At 42.6% G+C, this 20,567-nt stretch carries 17 protein-coding genes; 5 read left to right on the top strand and 12 right to left on the bottom strand.

What is annotated here, in order from left to right:
* Positions 1 to 185: 185 nt before the first annotated feature.
* Genes HXT39_RS00710 through HXT39_RS00700 form a run of 3 tightly spaced genes read right to left on the bottom strand, consistent with a single transcriptional unit; the run spans position 186 to position 4,052 of the window.
* Positions 186 to 2,075: an ABC transporter ATP-binding protein gene (locus HXT39_RS00710; protein WP_064621661.1), complete on the bottom strand. Its 1,890-nt coding sequence runs from the start codon at positions 2,073 to 2,075 to the stop codon at positions 186 to 188.
* A gap of 21 nt (positions 2,076 to 2,096) precedes the next feature.
* The gene (locus HXT39_RS00705; RefSeq protein WP_064621662.1) at positions 2,097 to 3,044 is read right to left on the bottom strand and encodes an ABC transporter permease; all 948 of its coding nucleotides are present in this window, start codon (positions 3,042 to 3,044) and stop codon (positions 2,097 to 2,099) included.
* Positions 3,045 to 3,068: 24 nt separating this feature from the next.
* Positions 3,069 to 4,052, bottom strand: coding sequence for an ABC transporter permease (locus HXT39_RS00700; protein WP_033888405.1), 984 nt, complete (start codon positions 4,050 to 4,052; stop codon positions 3,069 to 3,071).
* 563 nt (positions 4,053 to 4,615) lie between these two features.
* On the opposite strand from HXT39_RS00700, the gene HXT39_RS00695 reads away from it, so the two are divergent.
* Positions 4,616 to 6,058, top strand: coding sequence for an aminopeptidase C (locus tag HXT39_RS00695; protein ID WP_102703489.1), 1,443 nt, complete (start codon positions 4,616 to 4,618; stop codon positions 6,056 to 6,058).
* A 332-nt stretch (positions 6,059 to 6,390) separates the two neighbouring features.
* Here the strand turns inward: HXT39_RS00695 and metG are convergent, their stop codons facing one another.
* Complete coding sequence (gene metG / locus HXT39_RS00690) at positions 6,391 to 8,262, bottom strand: methionine--tRNA ligase (RefSeq protein ID WP_162861151.1); 1,872 nt, start codon at positions 8,260 to 8,262, stop codon at positions 6,391 to 6,393.
* A 290-nt stretch (positions 8,263 to 8,552) separates the two neighbouring features.
* Here metG and HXT39_RS00685 point away from each other — a divergent pair, with 290 nt between their 5' ends.
* Both HXT39_RS00685 and HXT39_RS00680 read left to right on the top strand, forming a co-directional pair.
* The gene (locus HXT39_RS00685; protein ID WP_012914503.1) at positions 8,553 to 9,179 is read left to right on the top strand and encodes a hypothetical protein; all 627 of its coding nucleotides are present in this window, start codon (positions 8,553 to 8,555) and stop codon (positions 9,177 to 9,179) included.
* On the top strand, positions 9,170 to 9,433 hold the full coding sequence (locus HXT39_RS00680) for a hypothetical protein (protein ID WP_012914504.1): 264 nt from the start codon (positions 9,170 to 9,172) through the stop codon (positions 9,431 to 9,433). The genes HXT39_RS00685 and HXT39_RS00680 overlap by 10 nt, the downstream gene beginning before the upstream one ends.
* A 31-nt stretch (positions 9,434 to 9,464) precedes the next feature.
* Here HXT39_RS00680 and rsmI read toward each other — a convergent pair whose 3' ends face one another.
* Complete coding sequence (rsmI, locus tag HXT39_RS00675; protein ID WP_012914505.1) at positions 9,465 to 10,367, bottom strand: 16S rRNA (cytidine(1402)-2'-O)-methyltransferase; 903 nt, start codon at positions 10,365 to 10,367, stop codon at positions 9,465 to 9,467.
* Between the two features lie 129 nt (positions 10,368 to 10,496).
* On the opposite strand from rsmI, the gene HXT39_RS00670 reads away from it, so the two are divergent.
* Positions 10,497 to 11,339, top strand: a complete 843-nt coding sequence (locus HXT39_RS00670) for an alpha/beta hydrolase (RefSeq protein ID WP_103014050.1) — start codon at positions 10,497 to 10,499, stop codon at positions 11,337 to 11,339.
* A gap of 187 nt (positions 11,340 to 11,526) precedes the next feature.
* On the opposite strand, the gene HXT39_RS00665 is transcribed toward HXT39_RS00670, so the two are convergent.
* The 7 genes from HXT39_RS00665 to ptsP all read right to left on the bottom strand — a co-directional run bounded on the left by HXT39_RS00665 (position 11,527) and on the right by ptsP (position 20,004).
* The gene (locus HXT39_RS00665; RefSeq protein ID WP_199172892.1) at positions 11,527 to 13,044 is read right to left on the bottom strand and encodes a formate--tetrahydrofolate ligase; all 1,518 of its coding nucleotides are present in this window, start codon (positions 13,042 to 13,044) and stop codon (positions 11,527 to 11,529) included.
* A gap of 272 nt (positions 13,045 to 13,316) precedes the next feature.
* Positions 13,317 to 14,924 (bottom strand): C69 family dipeptidase, encoded by a 1,608-nt coding sequence (locus HXT39_RS00660; RefSeq protein WP_004108025.1) that lies wholly within the window; start codon positions 14,922 to 14,924, stop codon positions 13,317 to 13,319.
* A gap of 111 nt (positions 14,925 to 15,035) precedes the next feature.
* Positions 15,036 to 15,587: a YbhB/YbcL family Raf kinase inhibitor-like protein gene (locus tag HXT39_RS00655; protein ID WP_004108030.1), complete on the bottom strand. Its 552-nt coding sequence runs from the start codon at positions 15,585 to 15,587 to the stop codon at positions 15,036 to 15,038.
* Between the two features lie 222 nt (positions 15,588 to 15,809).
* The gene (locus HXT39_RS00650; RefSeq protein ID WP_012914509.1) at positions 15,810 to 17,342 is read right to left on the bottom strand and encodes a PTS ascorbate transporter subunit IIC; all 1,533 of its coding nucleotides are present in this window, start codon (positions 17,340 to 17,342) and stop codon (positions 15,810 to 15,812) included.
* Positions 17,343 to 17,458: 116 nt separating this feature from the next.
* Positions 17,459 to 17,728 carry a PTS sugar transporter subunit IIB gene (locus HXT39_RS00645; protein ID WP_004104746.1) on the bottom strand — a complete coding sequence of 90 codons (270 nt, stop codon included), beginning with the start codon at positions 17,726 to 17,728 and terminating at the stop codon, positions 17,459 to 17,461.
* 63 nt (positions 17,729 to 17,791) lie between these two features.
* Positions 17,792 to 18,241: a PTS sugar transporter subunit IIA gene (locus HXT39_RS00640; RefSeq protein WP_004108034.1), complete on the bottom strand. Its 450-nt coding sequence runs from the start codon at positions 18,239 to 18,241 to the stop codon at positions 17,792 to 17,794.
* A gap of 104 nt (positions 18,242 to 18,345) precedes the next feature.
* Positions 18,346 to 20,004 (bottom strand): phosphoenolpyruvate--protein phosphotransferase, encoded by a 1,659-nt coding sequence (gene ptsP, locus HXT39_RS00635; RefSeq protein ID WP_064621580.1) that lies wholly within the window; start codon positions 20,002 to 20,004, stop codon positions 18,346 to 18,348.
* Positions 20,005 to 20,279: 275 nt separating this feature from the next.
* On the opposite strand from ptsP, the gene HXT39_RS00630 reads away from it, so the two are divergent.
* Entirely contained in the window at positions 20,280 to 20,546 is a 267-nt protein-coding gene (locus tag HXT39_RS00630) for an HPr family phosphocarrier protein (RefSeq protein WP_102155823.1), read from the top strand.
* Positions 20,547 to 20,567 lie beyond the last annotated feature (21 nt).

The following is a 20,567-nucleotide window of genomic DNA, read 5'->3' as shown; positions in this document are numbered from 1 at the left end:
ATAATTTATTATCTATAATGAGCAAAACAGAAAATTTTTTAGTTTATTTTGGCTAAAAAACAAAATATATTACGTTTTTTAAATTTATGTTACACAATAAAAAATCGCGCATGTTGTAATAAACATGCGCGACTAAGTAATTTATTCAGATTGATGAAGATTAACTAAAATCAACAAGTCATGAATTACCTAACATCGTCAAAATTATCTTCTTCAGAAAGAATAATACGCTTACGGTTCTTCTCAATTGTAGGATCCGGAATTGGCACAGCGCTAATCAAAGCCTGAGTGTAAGGGTGCTTTGGATTATCAAACACCTCATCCGTTTCACCAGATTCAACAATTCGACCGTGATACATAACAGCAATACGGCTAGAAATGTGACGAACCACAGCCATGTTGTGAGCCACGAACAAGTAAGCAACACCCAACTTGTCTTGCAAATCTTCAAGCAAGTTAATAATTCCAGCCTGAATAGAAACATCCAAAGCCGAAACTGGCTCATCAAGAAGCAAAAGCTTAGGATTCACAGCCAAAGCGCGAGCAATAGCGATACGCTGACGCTGACCGCCGGAGAACTGCGTTGGGAAGCGATCAACTTGATCAGGATTCAACTCAACCAATTGCATAAGCTCAGCAATACGCTGGCGAATTTCTTCCTTCGACTTCTTTTGCACGAGCAAAGGCTCGGCCAAAATATCGTAAACAAGCATACGAGGATCAAGCGAGCTCATTGGGTCCTGGAACACGTACTGAATCTTAGAACGAAGTTCGCGACGCTGCTCACGAGTCAACTTATCGTTCAACTCAGTACCAAAAACTGTAATAGAACCAGACTCAGGCTTCTTCAAGCCCATAATCTCCATCAAAGTCGTGGACTTACCAGAACCAGACTCGCCAACCAAAGCCACAGTTTCGCCTTCACGAACCTCAATACTCACACCATCAACCGCGCGAACTTCGCCAACCTTGCGTCGCAAGAAGCCACCGCTAGTAATTGGGAATGTTTTAACCAAGTTCTTAACATCCAAAACAACTTTTCGTTGTTCACGAGGAATGCCTTCAAACATTGGCTTAATTGGCTTTTCGGTTTCCGCATGAAGCAACGAGCGAACAGTTTCGCTTTCAGCTTCAAGACCCATCATTGTGCTGTCGTCGCCGCTTTCTTCTTCAGCCATAAGCATATCCATAGTCGGCTTAGAAATTGGAGTCAAACGACGAGTGCGCTTTTGATCAACGCGAGGAACAGCACCCAACAAGCCAATAGTGTACGGCTGAGTTGGGTGAGCAAAAATCTCTTCAACGCTATTATGCTCAACCAAATGACCCGCATACATAACAATAACTTCGTCTGCAACGCCAGCAATTACGCCCAAATCGTGAGTAATAAAAATCATTGCAGCGCCGGTTTCGCGCTGAGCTTTCTTCAAAACTTCCAAAACCTGAGCCTGAATAGTCACATCCAAAGCGGTAGTAGGCTCGTCGGCAATAATAATGTCAGGATTATTGGCAATAGCCATAGCAATCATCACGCGCTGGCGCATACCACCAGAAAACTCGTGAGGGAAAGCCTTCAAACGCTCAGCCGGCTTAGTAATACCAACCAAATCAAGCAATTCAATAGAACGCTCGCGAATCTGCTCTTCAGTCATGTCAGGATTATGAATAACCAAAGCTTCCTTAAGCTGATCACCAATAGAGAAAACTGGAGTTAAAGCAGAAAGAGGATCCTGGAACACCATAGCAATATTCTTGCCACGAATCTTACTCATTTCTGCATCAGACTTAGTTAAAAGCTCCTCGCCCTTATACTTTACAGAGCCTTTAACGCTAGCGTTTTTATCCAGCAAGCCCATAACAGCCAAGGACGTAACCGACTTACCAGAACCAGATTCGCCAACGATACCAATAGTCTTTCCGCGGTACAAATCAAAATTCATTCCGCGCACAGCATGCACAGTACCAGCTTCAGAAGCGAAGCTAATTTGCAAGTCGCGTACTGAAAGCAACGGTTCGTTGTTTTGATCTTCCATCGTGGTTTCTTCCTTAATAGCGTTATTTGCAATATCAGTCATGTTTATCACTCCAAACGCTCGTTAGTCGGCCTTACCAACAGACCTAGAATATGGATCAATGGCATCACGCAAACCGTCACCAATAAGCTGCACGGAGAAGGTTAGCAAAACAAGCACTGCAGACGGCACCAAAAGCACCCACGGAGAAGTCTGCACAACGCTTTGGCCAGCATTAAGCAAAGTACCAAGAGAAGTATCCGGAGCCTTAATACCAAGGCCCAAGAAGCTCAAAGCAGTTTCGCCGTTAATCGCACCAATAACACCAAGAACCGTGTTAATAATCAATACAGAACCCAAGTTTGGAACCAAGTGGCGCACAATAATGCGGAACGAAGAAACGCCCTCGAACTTAGCTGCACGAACATACTCACGTTCGCGCAAGCTCAAAGTCAACGTACGAAGAGTACGAGCGTAACCAATCCAACCAAAAGCTGTTAAGCCAAATGCCAACCACAGCCAATCGCTACCACCACTAGAAGCACTAATGATTAAAGCAATCAGCAGGAAGGAAGGAACAATCAGCAGCATGTCCAAAAGCCACATACCAACCTGCTCAAACCATCCTTCGAAGTAAGAAATAGCAGTACCAACCAAAGCAGCAATAACTGTAATGGTAATAGAGCTAACAATACCAATGGAAAGTGAACGACCAAGTCCGCGCACAACCATTGCGTACATGTCTGAACCGCCTGGCGTAGTTCCCAGCCAATGCTCTGCAGAAGGAGGAGTTGCTAGAGAAGAAAAGTCTGGTTCGTCGTAGCTCCACTTTGAAATCTTTGAGCCAAACAAAGCAAAAAGAATCAAAATTACGAACATAACCAAGCCCACAACTGCAGACGGGCGACGGAAGAATCGACGCGTATAAAGCGTCATCTTACCAGTGCGCTTAAAGTTGCCCCAGGCACCAGCAGTAGCTTTTCTATCTGCAGCAGATTCTTGAGGTTTTGAAGATACATCTTTTTTATTCATATCAAATTCACCTACACTGTTCTGCTAGTTCAAACGAATACGTGGGTCGAGCCAAGCAGAGAAGATATCTGCAAGCAGAGCACCAACTAAGGTACATACAGCACCAAACGCTGCAATAGCAACAGAACCGTTAATATCGTTCTGCATAATGGTCTGAACGAAGTAGCTACCAAGGCCGTTAATAGCAAACACGGTTTCAGTAATCACAGCACCCGTAAACACGCCTGCAATAGAGAAGGCGACGTCAACAGCTGTTGGAATCAAAGAAGTACGCAAAGCGTGGCGGCGAATAGCCAAATTCAAAGGTAAGCCCTTAGCGCGAGCCGTACGAACGTAATCAGCATTCATAGTATCGAGAAGATACGTGCGCTGCGTTAAATGATACCCAACCATGCCAGGAATTGTCATAACAATCGTCGGCAAAATCAAATGCTGAAGGAAGTCAAGAAGGAACATGAACGGGTCAGAACCTTGGTAAGAGTGCAAACCAGTAACGTAGAAAAGTCGCACGCCTGTTGCGTGGTTAATGCTAATAGCAGCAAGCACAACCATCAAACCCAAAACTGCTGCAGGAACAACCAACAGGAAGGTTGCGGTGGAATTAAGAACTCTATCTTGCCACTTGTACTGACGGATAGCAGTGTAAACACCAACGCTAACACCGAGAACAATGCCAAGAATTGTAGCGCCTGTAACCAGCTGAACAGATGCGCCAATACGAGACATAATTGCCGGGCCAACTGGAGCCTGATCTGGGCTCAATCCCCAATCCCACTTAGTAAAAATGTTGTAAATCCAACGGCAATAACGAGTAAACACTGGAGTCTGGTCGTTAATATTTGCCAAATCCAAAGAACGGTTGATTGATGCAATAGGTGGATGCGGATGCCTAGACATGTAGTTCGAACGCGGTCTCATAAAAGCACTTGTCAAGAAATATGTCATGGATACGGCAACAAACAACATCACCACATAATTCAGGCATCGTTTAACGATGTATCGTATCATTGTGACTCTTTTCTACGACTAGCCATTTTTTACCTCCATTCGGCATCCATAAATCTTGTGATTTACAGTATTGCCGATCTAACACTCGACCTTGAAAAGGGCGTGTTTGAATCGACCCTTGTCAATCCGGGACACATAATTAGTATATTTTTAGCCAAGCTATGTACAAAGAGACAAACAGAAAATATTTTTGCACAACACTTTTCTCAATACCCAAGGGAAAAATTTCGTATATATAAGTTACATTATACATATCTAAACATGCAAAAAAACGCAAAATATCAGTGATTTCTAGCTATATTTTTACACAAAGACATGTATTTTAAAATCAAAAAAGTATTTTTATACATACAAAATACGTTTTATAAGCAAATATAATAAATTCAAAATTTAATTACAAAAACTGAATATTTACCGAAAAAATTGTAGTTTTACTAAAATAATTAATAGTATTCAAGCAAATGCCGAAAATAGGCATAGACAAGAAACACACGCGAGACATTGAGCAGTATACAATATTTTTTATTCGTACTTTCAACTCTAAAAGGAGAATGAATAAGCTCATGGCTGAAAACGTCAAAGCCGTAACTCTGGAACATGTAAAAAATTATTCCAAACATTTTAACGAACAGCGCGCAAATCTTCTCGCCGCGAATGCAGCAGTAACAAATGGTGTGCTTAAAGCCGCAACAAGCTACCAAGGCAAGCGTGCTCTTCCTCGCGAATTCTCAATAGAATTAAAACAAGGCAGCATTACCAATCAGAAGCGCTCCGGACGCTGCTGGATGTTCGCCTCACTTAATACTTTGCGATACGAAGTAATGCATAAGTGGAATTTAGACGACTTTGAGTTTTCAGAAAGCTACCTATTCTTCTGGGACAAGATTGAAAAAGCAAACGCTTATTTGGAAAATGTGCTTTCAACACTTGATGAAGATGTTAATAGCCGACTTTTTGAGAGCATTAACTATGGTCCAATCGATGACGGCGGCTGGTGGCAAATGTTCGTCAACTTGGTAAACAAGTACGGACTTATGCCAAAGAGTGCATATCCAGATTCACAGAACTCAGTCGACTCTGATGCATTCGTACAATACATCAATACCAAGTTGCGCGAGTTTGCATACGAATTGCGTGAAGCTCATAAGAACGGAACTTCTTTGGAAGAATTGCGCGAAATGAAAGTTCGCGATTTGGAAACCGTTTATCGTATGACAACTATTGCCCTGGGTGAACCACCTGCACAGTTTGACTTCTTCGCACGAACTAAAGATGACGATGACGATAAGAAGGACGGCGAAAAAGACGAAACCAAGAAAGATGGCGAGAAAACCGGCAAAGCTGACAAGCCAAAAACCGGCAAAGATGAGCGTCCAATGATTTGTGAATACGGAATTACTCCACTTGAGTTCGCAAAGAAGTACGTTCCAGTTGACGTAAACGACTTCGTAACAATATGCAACGCACCTATGGAACGCACACCATTCAACAAGCTCTACCAATTTAAGTACAGCACCAACGTAGCTGAAACAAAGGAAATGGAATTTGTTAATGTGCCTCTCGATGTATTCAAAAAAGCAGCTGTAGACCAATTAAAAGATGGTCATCCAATCTGGTTTGCATGCGATTGCACGCAGTTCTCCTTGCGTGACAGTGGATTCTTCGATCCTGCAGTTGTGCGCGTAGATGAATTGTTTGACGTGAAGTTTACATTCGATAAAGCTCACGGCTTGGAATATATGGATTGCCCAGGAAATCACGCAATGACATTCACTGGCGTGAATCTTAACAAAGATGGCGAGCCAGATCGCTGGAAGATCGAGAACAGCTGGGGCAAGGATGCTGGCGAAGATGGCTATTATGTTGGCTCAGCAGAGTGGTTCGATCGTTATGTGAACGAAATAATCATCAACAAAAAGTACCTTGACAAAGAAACTTTAGCTGTATTGGATCAAGAACCAGTAATGCTTGAACCGTGGGCGCCACTTTCGAAGCGTTGCCGTTAAATCGTTACCATTAAAATTAAGTTTGGTAACTATGTGAGCGCAGATTGTTTTTGCAGTCTGCGCTTTTATTGTTGTTTTACTTTTTTCACAAATTAAAAAGAAGCCCGGCGGGAAGAGAAACCCGCCGGGGCAGAGAGAAAGAGAGAAGAAGGTTTCAATTATGGGGTTCGAAAACGAACCTCGCTAATGGCGAACCATTAACATATGTTAGTATAGCTAAACATTCGTCCAAAGAAAAGAGTTTTTCCTTAAAATTTCCTTAAAATATTTTCTTTTAGAGAACCATTTGCTATGTTCTTTAATTTTACAATTTATTTATTGAGAATTTCAACCTATTTCTCACTATTTTCCAAAGATTTTTTTGCTGCAGCAAGTCTTTCCGCCTCGACACGCTGACGCTCGGACAAAGCAGATGCAAAACGCTCAAGCTCCTCCTCAACTGCTTCTTTTGGAATCTTGGCAAAAATAGGACTTGGCTTAGGCACAGGCGTACCTGCTACCAACTCCTCACTCTCCCAAGGATGAACAGTTTCCCCCAAGCGATAATCGCCCGTAATAATCGGATACTTGAAGTCTGGATTATCCAAATCTTCAACTTCTTCAATATGAGGCAAAGGCGAGAATACGCCAGTGCCACCAAGTGCTTCCCAAACTTTTTGAGCTGCATGAGGCAAGAATGGCGCAAGCAGATGATTAGCATCCGAAACAGCCTGAGCTGCAACATGCAACACAGTACCAAGGCGATCCTCATCATCTTTAATTTTCCAAGGCTCAGTTGCAGAAATATATTTATTAATATCCGCAACTACTCGCATTGCTTCAGTAAGAGCATTCTTCTGACGATGACGCTCAATCAAACTACCAACCAAAGCAAAAGCATCAGAAGTTTGATCGAGAAGAGCGCGATCCATTGCAGTCATAGAATCTTCATCAAGAGGAGGAATTGCACCAAAGTTCTTATTAATAAGATTTGCCACACGATTGACAAGATTACCCCAGCTTGCAGCAAGTTCTTCGTTATTGTGACGAGCAAACTCAGCCCAAGTAAAATCAGCATCAGAATTTTCTGGACCCGCAATAGAAATGTAGTAACGCACAGCATCTACAGGGTAACGTGCCAAAATATCCTTCACATAAATCACGATTCCGCGCGAAGAGCTGAACTTCTTGCCTTCCATAGTCATGAACTCAGAAGCAACAACCTGTTCAGGCATGTTCAATGGGCCATAAATGCCAGCCTCACCACCTTTAGAACCAGCACCGTTGTAGGCAAGCATTTCCGAAGGCCAAATCTGAGAATGGAAAGTAATGTTATCTTTGCCCATGAAGTAGTATCCAGGAGACTTAGGATCACACCACCAATCACGCCAAGCCTCTGGCTTGCCTTGTCGACGAGCCCATTCAATAGATGCAGACAAGTAGCCAATAACAGCATCAAACCAAACATATAAACGCTTATTTGGATTATCAATCCATCCTTCAACAGGAACAGGAATGCCCCAATCAATATCGCGCGTAATAGCTCGCGGCTTTACTTCATTAAATAATCCAAGCGAGAAATTAATAACATTCGTGCGCCAACCTTCGCGAGAATGAAGCCAGTTAACATTCGCTTCAGCCAAAGCAGGCAAATCTAGGAAATAATGTTCAGTTTCTTCAAAGCGCGGAGTTTCACCATTAATTTTAGAAACTGGATTAATAAGCTCATCCGGATCAAGCTCGTTTCCACAAGCATCACATTGATCGCCACGAGCACCATCTGCGCCACACAATGGGCATGTGCCTTCAATATAACGATCTGGCAAAGTACGACCAGTGGAAGGAGAAATAGCAACCTTCTGAGTGCCCTTGTAAATATAGCCGTTCTTTAAGCACTGACGGAACATTTCTTGCACAACATGCTCGTGATTTGCAGTGGTAGTACGCGTGAACAAATCGTAGCTCAAACCTAAATCGCACAAATCCTTAGTAATCACACGATTATAACGATTAGCAAGCTCTTGTGCAGAAACACCTTCCTTATCTGCTTCAACCAAAATAGGTGTACCGTGCTCATCCGTGCCAGACACCATTAATACGTCATTACCTTTCATGCGCTCGTAACGCGCATATACGTCTGATGGGACCCCGAAGCCTGCGACGTGACCAATATGACGAGGGCCGTTAGCATACGGCCAAGCAACATTCACCAAAATATGACTCATAGACAATTATTATCTTGTTCAACGCGGACAGTACATAAGAACATTGCAAAAAGAATCCCAAATATACGAGAAAAACACGCTGGATAACAAGCCTCACACGAGTTCATCCACATATCCACAAGTTATAAAACCAGCCTGGAATTGAAGCAAATATAAACATAATCTCAACTTATGCACTACGAAACTAATGCACTAGAAAACATGCACTAAAAAAACAACAATATGCACAATACGAATCGTAAATAATCGCGCTGAAAAATAAATATGCAAAAAGAAAGGATTAAAGAAAATTGAAAAACCAACAAAATATGCGCAATTTATTGGATATTTGCGAAGAAACACAAACGCAATTCCCAGAATTACTTGACGACAACCATTTACCAGGTCCAATGTGCATGAAAAAACTTTCTCAAATTGGTGTATTCAATAGGCTTGATTTAAATGCAGGATATTCAAATAAGGCAGCTATTTCCACTCAAGGAAGAAGCAATATTGTGAGCAATCTTATGCCTACAGAAAGCATAGCCTGTTTATTTACTGCAGCATGGGTTTGGATAGGAGGTCATTTTCCTGAAAATATAGATGTTATTGATTATGGGCACAGAAGAAAAAAGCCGCACGGTCATGCGATTCGCGCATTTCGAAGACACTTAAACAATGAAGAATACGTAATACTTGGAAAAATTAGAATAACAACGCCAGAACGAACAATTTGCGATTTAGCGTACACTCCAAGCGAAAACGAAGAGCACGAACCTTATAGAAAAGATATTGCTCACCTATTGATATCTAAATACAGCATTGACTTGCGAAAATGCAAACGTACTATTGACGGAAACCCATATTTCCCAGGCTCAATACATGCAAGAAATTGGATACGAAACATTGCGAAAGAAGCAAACAAACCATGGAAATGAAGAACTCTTATGCAACTAAAACAAACAGCCCTCCAAAACCACCTATAATACTCACGCCATCTGTTGCTATCGACCCTGCAACAAAAACGGAAGTGCTATGGTACATCGCGCAAAAAATACCGGAACTTCGAAAATGGATTATTGCAAACCCTTCAGCAGACGCGCAAATTTTAGAATATATTTCTCAACAAGGTGGACCTGACGTTCGTTACAGTTTTGAAGTGCTATTTTCTGCGTATGACAGCAATGAATAGAAAGCAAAAAATAGTAGCAAAAGCAGAAATCTTATTTCTGATTAGGTTTATGCTCAAGACAAGACGCATAAACTTGCTTACGATTAGCAAAAGATCCGTCAGCAAACGGATGCTCTTTTACTACTTTTGTAATTGCTTCTTTTATGCGCAAACCTTCGGATTCTGCACATTCAAGCGAAAGCTTTGCAAGAGCATCAATGCTTAAATCTGTGCTTTCAGACTGTACTTCTTCGTCACTTGCACCACCGATAACTAAAACTATTTCACCTCGAGGAGGATCCGCTAAAACACCATCGTGAATACTTTGCACAGTTCCACGACGAATTTCCTCAAAATCTTTTGTAAGTTCACGGCATAACGCCATTGGACGATTAGAACCAAGCACTGCCAATATGTCTTCCATTGCTTCTGCAATACGATGTGGAGCCTCATAAAATACTATTGTTCGTCGCTCGGCTTTAAGTGAGCGCAAATGCTGTTGACGCTCACCAGATTTACGAGGCAAAAAGCCTTCATAACAGAAGCGATCAGTCGGCAATCCAGAAAGAGCAAGCGCATCTAAAACTGCACTAGGACCAGGCGCGCAAGTAACAGGCAAATCTCGCTCTATTGCACGTCGAACAACAGCAAGACCCGGGTCGTTAATGGTAGGCATACCTGCGTCTGAAACAACAAGAACAGTGCTACCCTGCTCAACTTTGTCTAGCAAACCATCTGCCTTATTTCGCTCATTATGATCGTGATATGCGATTACGCTACCAGAAACATGTACACCAAGGCGATTCGCTAAATCATAAAGCCTACGCGTGTCTTCAGCAGCAACAATATCAGCAGTTTCAAGAAGATTAATTAATCGTGCAGAAGCGTCTGCCATATTCCCGATAGGCGTAGCAGCTAAAACAACTTTACCTAAACTATCTTCTTCGTTACACATCTTGAATCTCCTTATAAAACTTCTTAAAACTCTACACGAATTTATAAAAGAACGCACTTACAAAGCGAGGTATTTGATTAGAATTATGCTTAGTGTAATTGCAATATAAGCGAAACGAAAAGAGACACTATGAAGATTATAAATCAGAAAATAAAAAGTATAGATGGAAGCGATGCGCAGCTTATTGGATATATTTTAGACGATAATTTAGATAGCAAAGGCTTGCAAAACCGTCCTGCAATTCTAATTTTGCCAGGCGGAGGCTTCTTGCGCGTATCGAATCGTGAGGCAGAGCCTGTTGCCATGAAGTTTGCTGCAGAAGGATTCCACACTTTTGTGTTGCGATACTCGCTTACTCCAAGCACATACCCAACTCAGCTTTTAGAAGCAGCAGAAGCGATGAGCTTAATTCGCAAAAACGCAAAAGAATGGCACGTAGATGCGCAAAAAGTTGCAATTATTGGATTCTCCGCTGGAGGGCATGTGGCTGCAAACCTTGCAACTAGCGTTAGCGACGAAGTTGAGGAAGCAAACGGGTATGCTGCTGATGACGTGCGCCCAAATGCGCTTATGCTAGCATATCCTGTTATTTCTGCTGGAAAATATGCGCATAAGCCAACGTTCGATCGTCTATTTGGAGAAGTTAGCAACGAAGAGCGAACTGAACTTGTCAATAAACTTTCGCTGGAAAATCACGTGGATCGTAAAACTCCACCTGTATTTGTATGGCAAACCATTACTGATCAAACAGTTCCAGTAGAAAATTCAATAATGTTTGTGAACGCTTGCGTTGAAGCTGGAGTAAGTGTTGAAGCGCACCTGTTCCCTAAAGGACCTCACGGCTTAGCTTTGGCAGTTAAAGAAACAGCAAAACGCGACGAAAACGGAAATGTGCTTACTGAATTTATTCAGCCAGAAGTTCAGCAGTGGGTCAAGCTTGCTTGCGATTGGTTGCATCGCACTTTTGCGTAATTTAACTTCAACTCTCCCGCGTTTGTTCCCTTTTTGACCCATTTGGTAAACAAAGCAAAAACAAAAACGTCGCCCACACACCATGATTGATGTGTTGACGACGTTTTGTTACTTGCTATTAATAAGTAATTTTAATTAATCTCAATATTTAAGAGAAAATCACACTATTAATATTTCACACAATATTTCACACTATTTTTGGCATTGGAGTAGTTAGTGAAGATGTGAGATTTACTTGCACAACTCCAGCTCCAGCGTGAACTTCCACTTTCTTCAATGTCACAGTGCGCTCTTCAGCAGGCTTATGATCGTCGTCAGTCATAGTTGCAGGAGATTTAACAGCAACTAACGCAAGACTGTTAAAATCAACGCCAGCATTCGCGCACAAATCCTCAGCTGCAGATAACGAATCTTCAAAACCAGCTTTTTCAATCACACGCTCAACAGGAACACCGTAAGCTTCTGCACACAACAAGTTAATTCGCTCCCTAAGCGTCTTTCCACGCCTACTTTCTGGAACTTTCGTTTCAACATCATCAGTTATTGCAGACACAAAATCGTCCAGCTGATTTGCCAAACCATCGCCACCATCGCGGAATAAATTGCCAACAATCGGCTTTCTGAACCCTAAAGACTTAGCTTGTTCCAACAATTCAGGAACTTGATTATCTTCACCTTCCCACAAATTAATCAACGGGAACGTAGGGATGTTAAGAAATTCCAAACGAGAAACATGGAATGGGTAACGCCACGCCAAAGTTTCGTCATCTCGCCAAGTAGTTGCGCGAGTAACTACAACTGCAGCAGCAGGCCACTTTGCACCAAACTCGCGAGCAGCAATATCTAACCACTTTTGAGCACCAGCATCCGTACCATAACCTGCTTCTACAACCACAACATCATGCTCAGCGCAAGCCATTTCAACGCTTACAAGGCTTGGAATACCAAGCGAAACGTTCGCAAACGGGCCACAATGAACGTAAATTGGAGAACCATTAATCGTCTCAGTTTTTGCAGGCTTTACAGCGTCGGCAAGAATATTGGTGATTCGCCACAAATCCACAAACTCGCCAAACTGAACAGGCTTACCGTCTTTTGTGCCAGCAATCATTGAAGAAACACGATGAGAAATCTCGTCCATACTGCGCGACAACACTACGATTTGCATAAGCTCGCAAGTTGGCGTCAAAACGACGCGCTCAGGAACAGTCCCCTTGCCAAAATCAACAGCAATGCTTCGCAAAGATCGCGAAGGAACTTCGCTAACTCGAGGAACTAAAATAGTATCAAGGGCACCCTCGTCGACTGCTTTTTCCGCAAACGACACAAGCAAATTCTGCGCGCAAGCAATAGCAGCCATTTCACCACACAAACCCCAGTCAATCAACTCAGGGTGAGAAAGCGAAGACTTACCGCCACCACTTGCACCACCTTTAGAACCAGCAGCTGTAATGCCCATGCTTGGCTGACGAAGAACTGCAGCTGCGTCCACACCGCGCTCACGCAAAGCATCAACCAACGCAATAGTTGTAGTCGTTTTACCTTCTCCGCGAGAAGCTTTCAAAGGAGTATCAGCAGTAACAAGCAGAACTTTACCGCGCTTCCTAGGCTCCTCTGGATGTTGCTTTAAATAACTCAAGTACCCAAAGGCATCAATTTTTTTAACCAAACCGAATGTTGTAGTGTATGAATCAAGAATGCTCATGTACCCCTCTTTCATAGGCATATTGGCACAACTATGCATGCGGATAATGTTAATTACATGATTCATACTATACGATTGTTTGTTCGCAGCATAGGCACCACACGCAATATCTATACGCGCTATTAGCAACGTCTATAGCAAAATAACAAAAGATAACAAAAATGCCTTCCACATGAAATAAAAAGTTCATTTCTTAGGAAGGCATCTGAGTTATTAAATTATTTTCGTAAGTTTTTCCATATCAATTACGAGAAAACTTATTTAATTGCATTTCAGTGATCAGAACGATTAAAACCATTCTTCATACGCATGCTAGTGATGTACAGCACCGTGTCAAGCAAAGAATCGGTTTCTTTCTTCAACTTTGCCGCCATATCGTCATTTGCTTCAGCCAAAGCCTCACGCACTTTATCGTTGCGAAGCTCGGCAATAATAGCTTCGGGATCGCGAACTAAATCATCGTAATCTTCGCCTTCATCACCTTCACGTTCTGGCTCGTAATCAGCCAAATCAACGCCAAGAATATCTGCCACGGCAGCATCCGTAGACTTGACCATTGCGTGACCAAGGGAACCGACAACTTCTTGGTAGCGCTCAATCGCGTTTGCAGTGTCGTTAAATGCGGCATCCGCAAGAGCAGCAATAATGCGATTCTCCCAATAGAAGTTTTCGCTTGTTACGCGAGTAGTCGTATCTTCCAAATACTTTGGAGTGCGATTTACGTTTGGATAGAACGGAATCAAAGAATTGAAAGGATTAGAACCGTAAGTAATCCACTGAATTGCACGCATTGCTTCCGGCATGTAAGGGCGGATTTGCATTACAGCAAGCTCGCTTTGACGGTTAATGCCGATTGGACGCAGCATATGACGAGTATACTCATCTCCAAGCTTGCCGTAAGGATCATACTCAGTACCCTGATAGTGAGAGCTCAAAACGTACTTAACGTCTTCAATTGTTACCTTGCGCTCAGGCTGGCGAGCCCAAGGAATATCGTTGCTGTCCGGACGATGATCAGCGTCTTTACCATCCCACACTTCGTCATACGGATTCAAGAAGCGCTCCATGAACCATGCGCGAGGAGTGTTGTACACGTGGTCAGCATCCGAATGAGAGCCAAAAGCATCACGAGGGTTAAACGGAGAAGCGTTTTCCACCGACAAATCCAAGTGATTTTCTTCAATAAATTCAAGCAAATCAGCCGAGCACATATGCTCTTCTTGAAGATCAAAAGCATCATCTAAATCGAACTCGTCAATTCCAAGCTGGTTTGGCATAACAACATAAGCTTCATCCGGCACACGCTTAGCAATCCAATGATGACCACCGACAGTTTCAAACCACCAAATCTCGTTCACATCCGAAAATGCAACGCCATTCATCTCATAAGTGCCGTACTTTTCAAGCAATGCGCCCAAACGCTCAACACCTTCGCGAGCGCTACGAATATAAGGCAAAACAAGCGTTAAGAAGTCTTCTTCACCAATTCCACCCGGCACTTCCGGCTTATAGTCAGCATCCCCAACTTTGCCTTGCGCTTTTTGAAGCTCAACCATTGGATCTGCGCCTAACACACGCTCGTTGGATGTAAGCGTTTCAGTTGCGCTCATTGCAACGTTTGCTTCGTTAACGCCAGCTTCTCCCCAAATTCCTTCGCGCAAGTCTGCGTTTGGCACGCTTGTGTATTGCATTGGATTATCCGGCAACTCAACTGTTACGTGGCTAAGAACAGACTTATAAACGCGAGGTTGATCTTCCGGCTTTACTACCACTAAGCGCTTTGGATTAAATTCGCCATTTGCGGAGTCTTCGTTACGCGCAATAAGCGTAGATCCGTCGTAGCTTGCTTTTCGACCAACAAGAATTGTTGTGCATGCCATATTTGCATCCTCTGTTTTTAGATTTTATATTTTATTTTTAGATTTATTACTGTTTGATTCTAACGCTTAGGCGTTAACTGCTGACCTAATTGGTTGCCCTCGTGCTTGCGTTTAGGCTTTACCAGTAAGGAACATGCCATCAGCATCTACACCTGAAGTTACGTTTCTTACTTCACGCAACAATTCATTCATATAGAATCCCGGTTTAAGGTTTGGCAAAGGCTTTTCTGTACCAAAAACTTCAAACATGTATTCGTGATCTTTATCAGGAGGCTGCGGGCCGTTGTAACGCATAGTAATTGCTGGATCAGTGCAACCAATAAATCTGCTAGCTTGCGAGTTACGTCCTTGAAGCGCTTCTGGAATCATAGAAGTCATCGTGCGAGAAAAATCTTCCGGTATTTGCAAAGCGTGAGAATCGTTAAAATCAAACATTAACGCTTCAACAGGCACGTTTGCAGCAGTCCAGTGAATCCACTCAAAACCGCATACCGGTATTGCGTCGTCGTCAACAAAACGCCAATGCAAATAATGCACGAAAGATGGCAATTTATCTATATAAAATGGAAACGAAACTACTGGAATTCCATTGATTTTATTCTGCTCCGGCGCAGCTTTAGAATAATCGTCTGGAACAGTAGTGAAATCTGTAGAAATATTCATAATTTAAGTATCTACCATTACACAACACTAATCAACTGCGCGAGTAACAAATAAACGCAAACGTTCACGTAATTTAATTGTTCAAGCAGATTGTGACGCTCAAGCAAAAAACACTACAGAAACAACGCTAACTGCATAATTTGACGGTCAATATAAAACGTGCGCCCAGAAAAATCTAAACTGGGCGCATTAACTAAAATGTAATTTTTTACCGTACTCTATTTATTTTGTAACAGCCTCCTCATGAGTTTCAGCAGCCTTAGCTGCCATAGCTGCTTTCTTAGCAGCACGCTCTTGCTTCTTAATTTCTTCAATGAACTCAGCATGCTTTACTGCAGGAAGCCAGCCAGTGTTAACAACCTTAACCTGCCATACCCAAGCCAAGGCAAACAGAATAACAGCAACAATAATCAAGCTTATAGCACCAACGCCAGCACCGAGGTGAGCGAAGTTACCCACAACAGTACCAATCCAACCAAAGTCAGCATCGCCGAAGGTGGAGTTTGCCAAGCCGAAGGAACCCATAACAGTAAGCAATACTGCTGGAAGGAATGTAATAATTAAACCGTTAATAAAACCACCGAGAATAGCACCACGACGACCACCGGTTGCATTACCAAACACGCCTGCACCACCACCATCGAAGAAGTGAGGCACCATTCCTGGGAGAATCAATGCCAATCCCCAAGCTGGACCCATCCAAATTGCAATAAGTCCGAGAGCTACAAGACCTCCAACGAAGGAAGACAAGAAGCCAATAAGAGAAGCATTAGCACCGTATGGGAATACGATTGGAATATCCAATGCTGGACGAGCGCCTGGAACGACCTTGTTAGCAATACCCTGGAATGCAGGAACCAATTCACCTAAAATAATACGAACGCCGTAGAGGATGACACTAACACCAATTCCAAATTGCAAAGCCTGAGCAAAAGCCGCCATGTAGAAGGCACTATAGTCCGTAGGATGAGACGCGAAAATCTTGAAGAGTTCCTTTACTGGCAACACAACCGAAGCCCACACTGCGAATACCAAATACAGCACAACCATCAACAAAGTCGTGGAGACCATTGAATCACGCAAGAAGCTCAATCCCTTAGGGAAGTTGATATCTTCAGTAGACTTAGACTTCTTACCAACAGCAGCACCAACAGCACCAGAAACAATGTAACTTAAGGAGTTAAAGTGACCAATCGAGAGCTTATCGCTACCAGTAATACGGTTCATAAAAGGCTGCGCAAAAGCTGGTAGAACAACCATAACCGTTGCCATAATGACAGAGCCGACAATAACAATAAGCAACTGGTTGCTTGCGCCAAAACCAACGGAAAGAACTAGAGCCAAAAGCATAGACATGAACACCATGTGGTGACCAGTCAAGAATATGTACTTCAGAGGAGTAAAGCGTGCAGCAAGAAGCATAAGAACGAAGCTGAGCACAATAATGTACGCAGAAGTAGCACCGTACTGACCTGCAGCCTGAGCAGTAATAACCTCATTTGTAGGTACAACACCATGAGCACCAGTAGACTTCAAAACCAAGTCACCAAATGGAGCAAGAGCGCCAACAACAACGCCAGCACCTGCACCCAAAATGAGGTAACCCATAGCAGCCTTTAAGCCGCCTGCAATCACCTGTCCTGCACTACGCTTGAGTGCGATAAGACCGATTGCTGCAATAATACCAATCAAATAAGCCGGCACATTCAAAATCTGCTGACTTATGAAATTTAAAACCTGAACTACAATGTTCATCTTATTTCCTTCTTTTTATTTAGAAAAAGCGAATAGCGCATGAAATAACAGTATGACTATGCCAAAGCAGTAAGCACGTAATCAGCATAATCAAACGTTTATTTGTTACACATAATTTATGCGTAACGCTCAAGCACACCCTTCACCTCTTCAACATCCATGAAATTTTCAATTGTTTCTACAGGAGTGGTAGTGCCCTCAAGCTCTGGAGCAAGCTGAGGAGAAGTGAGCACAAGATCATTCATATTGGCAGTACCTTTTGCACTTCCAGCATCGGAAGTAGTAACTGTAACATCAAGACCTAAGTCTGCTGCCGCAGCCTCAACATTGATTTTTAAAAGTACAGACGTGCCAATGCCGTTTCCGCATACACATAGAATATTCATAGATAACCTCTTTCGTTGAGTTGTATTTTTTTAATTTTGCAAAATTAGCTAATTCTTTAGTATTTAACTTTTAAGAATTGCGCGAATTTCTTTAGCGTTTTTTGCTTGCGCAAGTTCTCTAGTCTTCACAGGATTAGACAAAGCTGCAGCAACCGCGGACATAACGCCAATATGCTCATTTTCATCGTGACCTGCAAGACCAATTACTAAAGAGACCGGATCGTTGGCAGTGTTACCAAATTTAACGGGCGTACTTAAACGAATCCAGCTCAAACCACTTTTTAACACTGCTTCCGACGGGCGCGAATGCGCCAAAGCCAAGCCTGGGGCAATAACAATATACGGACCCATTTTTTCAACTGTTTCAATCATCTGATCCGTATATTCATCAGTAGTAAAGCCAGACTCCTTCAAAGCATTGCCCGCAAGACAAATAGCATCACGCCAATCTTTCGCTGCAATATCAAGGTTTACTGCAGAATCCGGGAGAAGCTCATCAATATCAGCACTCATATTTTCTCTTTTCTAAGCATGTTAATTATTCTTGATTATTTCTGATTGGTAATCGAATTTTTAATGTTCTTCGTAACGATCATATTTTGAATTACTCCCTTGGCTTATTCTTGCATGATTGAGTGGTAGAACTTTCCAGCTAAAGCCTCATGAGCTTTAGCTTTAGCTTCATCAAATGTAGTTTGAGCAAGTTCTGCTCGAACATCGTCCAAAGCAACTGACGTCATAGAAAGCGAGTTAATACCGAGACCTGTAAGAACAATCGCTAAGTCTGGATCTGCTGCAGCTTCTCCACACACTCCGACTGGCATACCATGTGCGTTACCAGCGTCTGCAATCATTTTGATCGCGCGCAACACTGCAGGGTGCCAAGCAGTTTGATAATTAGAAACAGACCCAAGGGTTCTATCTGCTGCAAGAGTGTATTGCGTCAAATCATTCGTTCCGATAGATACAAAATCAGCAACTTGAGCAACCTCCTCGGCAACAAGAGCGATAGAAGGCACCTCTGCCATAATGCCAACCTTTTTAAGACCTTTAGATTTACCAAGTTTTACAAAATATGCTGCTTCATGTTCGTCTGAAACCATTGGAGCCATCACCCATAAGTCAGCATTCGTCACAGCATCAGCACGAGATAATGCCTCCAGCTGACCATCTAGAACATCCATATGCTGTCTTAGAGTACGCAAACCTCGAAGTCCGAGGGCAGGATTTGGTTCATCTTCAGGAGTCAAGAATGGTAACGGTTTATCTGCTCCAGCATCAAGCAATCGAATAACAACTTTCTTGCCTTCAAACTGAGATAGTAACTCTGTATAAGATTCTGTTTGTTCTTCTATACTAGGCGGTTGCTCGTTACCAATAAACAGAAATTCCGTTCGGAATAGACCTACTCCTTCTGCTCCATACTCATGAGCAGTTACGGCATCTGAGGGCTTTCCTACATTTGCCAAAAGAGGAATCAAATGACCATCTTTTGTACTTCCAGGCAATCCACGCAATTCACGAGCGCGGCTTAAACGCTCACGAGACTCTTTAACATGCGCGATCTCTTCTTCACTAGGACTGCTTATAACATGACCATTAACGGCATCTACTACAACAATTTGATGATTCTTCAGCTGAGAGGCATCGTGTGCTCCAACAACAGCAACAATTCCACGAGCACGAGCAAGAATAGCAGTGTGACTTGTAGGACCACCATCAAGAGTGACAATTGCCTGAACCTTGCTTAAATCAAGTGAAGCTGTATCAGCAGGTGAAAGATCCCTAGCAACCAGCACAAAAGGCGAATCACTTTCCGGCACCCCAGGAGCTTCAACACCAATCAAAGATGCAATAACACGCTGGCCAACATCATGCAAATCTCCTGCACGCTCAGCCATGTAACCACCAAGATTACGCAACATGTCTTCAAATTGTGCGAACCCTTCCCAAGTGGCACGTTCCGCTGTTTTCCCCTTATCAATACCAGATTCAATTGCACTTATTAACGCTGGATCCGATGCCATCTGTGCAAGAGCTTGCATAATTGGTGCTGCTTTTCGAGTCCCCTCATCCTTTGCTTCAAGAGCCTCACTTGCACGATGGTTTAGGTCTTTATTTACTTCATTTAAAGCATTTTTAACAGCCTTTTTTGCATCCTCAGCCAACACACTAACAGCACGAGGAGAATCCTCTGGCTCATGCAAAGCAGGTGCCATACACAATACTTCACCATATGCCATCGAGCGCCCAATGCCAACACCAGTGATTACCATACTTAAAACCCTCCTTTAGGTTTAGAAACTTTATTACGGCCGCAACGCCGCATAAGCATTTCTTGTAGGTAAACGTTTCTTACTAATGAAACTATACACCATTAAAAACGTTGTTACAACAAGTGAAAACGTTTTCTGTATTTTTCAATTAATTATGCTACACTTAATGTTGAAAATAGCAAACAAAAAAACCTTAAGAAAAAAATATGGTTTGCTTTTATATGAAAAATAAAAATAAAAGCAGAATTTGTTAATTATTATTCAAAGGAGAAAAAATGGCAATTGCAACTCGTACTGTTACTATTGAAGACTCAGTTGGAATACATGCTCGCCCAGCGTCAGAATTTTCTCAAGCCGCGATGTCCTCAAATTGCATTGTAACGATTGCGAAAGGCGAAGGTACCCCTGTAAGTGCGAATAGCATTCTTTCAATTATGGGATTGGGTATTACTAAAGGAGATTCAATCACAATTACCGTTGATGGTGAAGACGCTGAAAATGTAGCTAACAATCTTGTCGATGTAGTCACGAAAGGCGAATAATATAAATAAATAAGTGTACAT

Source organism: Gardnerella sp. DNF01159 (assembly GCF_049244215.1).
Taxonomy (GTDB): Bacteria; Actinomycetota; Actinomycetes; order Actinomycetales; family Bifidobacteriaceae; genus Bifidobacterium; species Bifidobacterium swidsinskii.
Note: the sequence above shows the minus strand (reverse complement) of the source record. Positions and strands in the feature narration are given on the sequence as shown.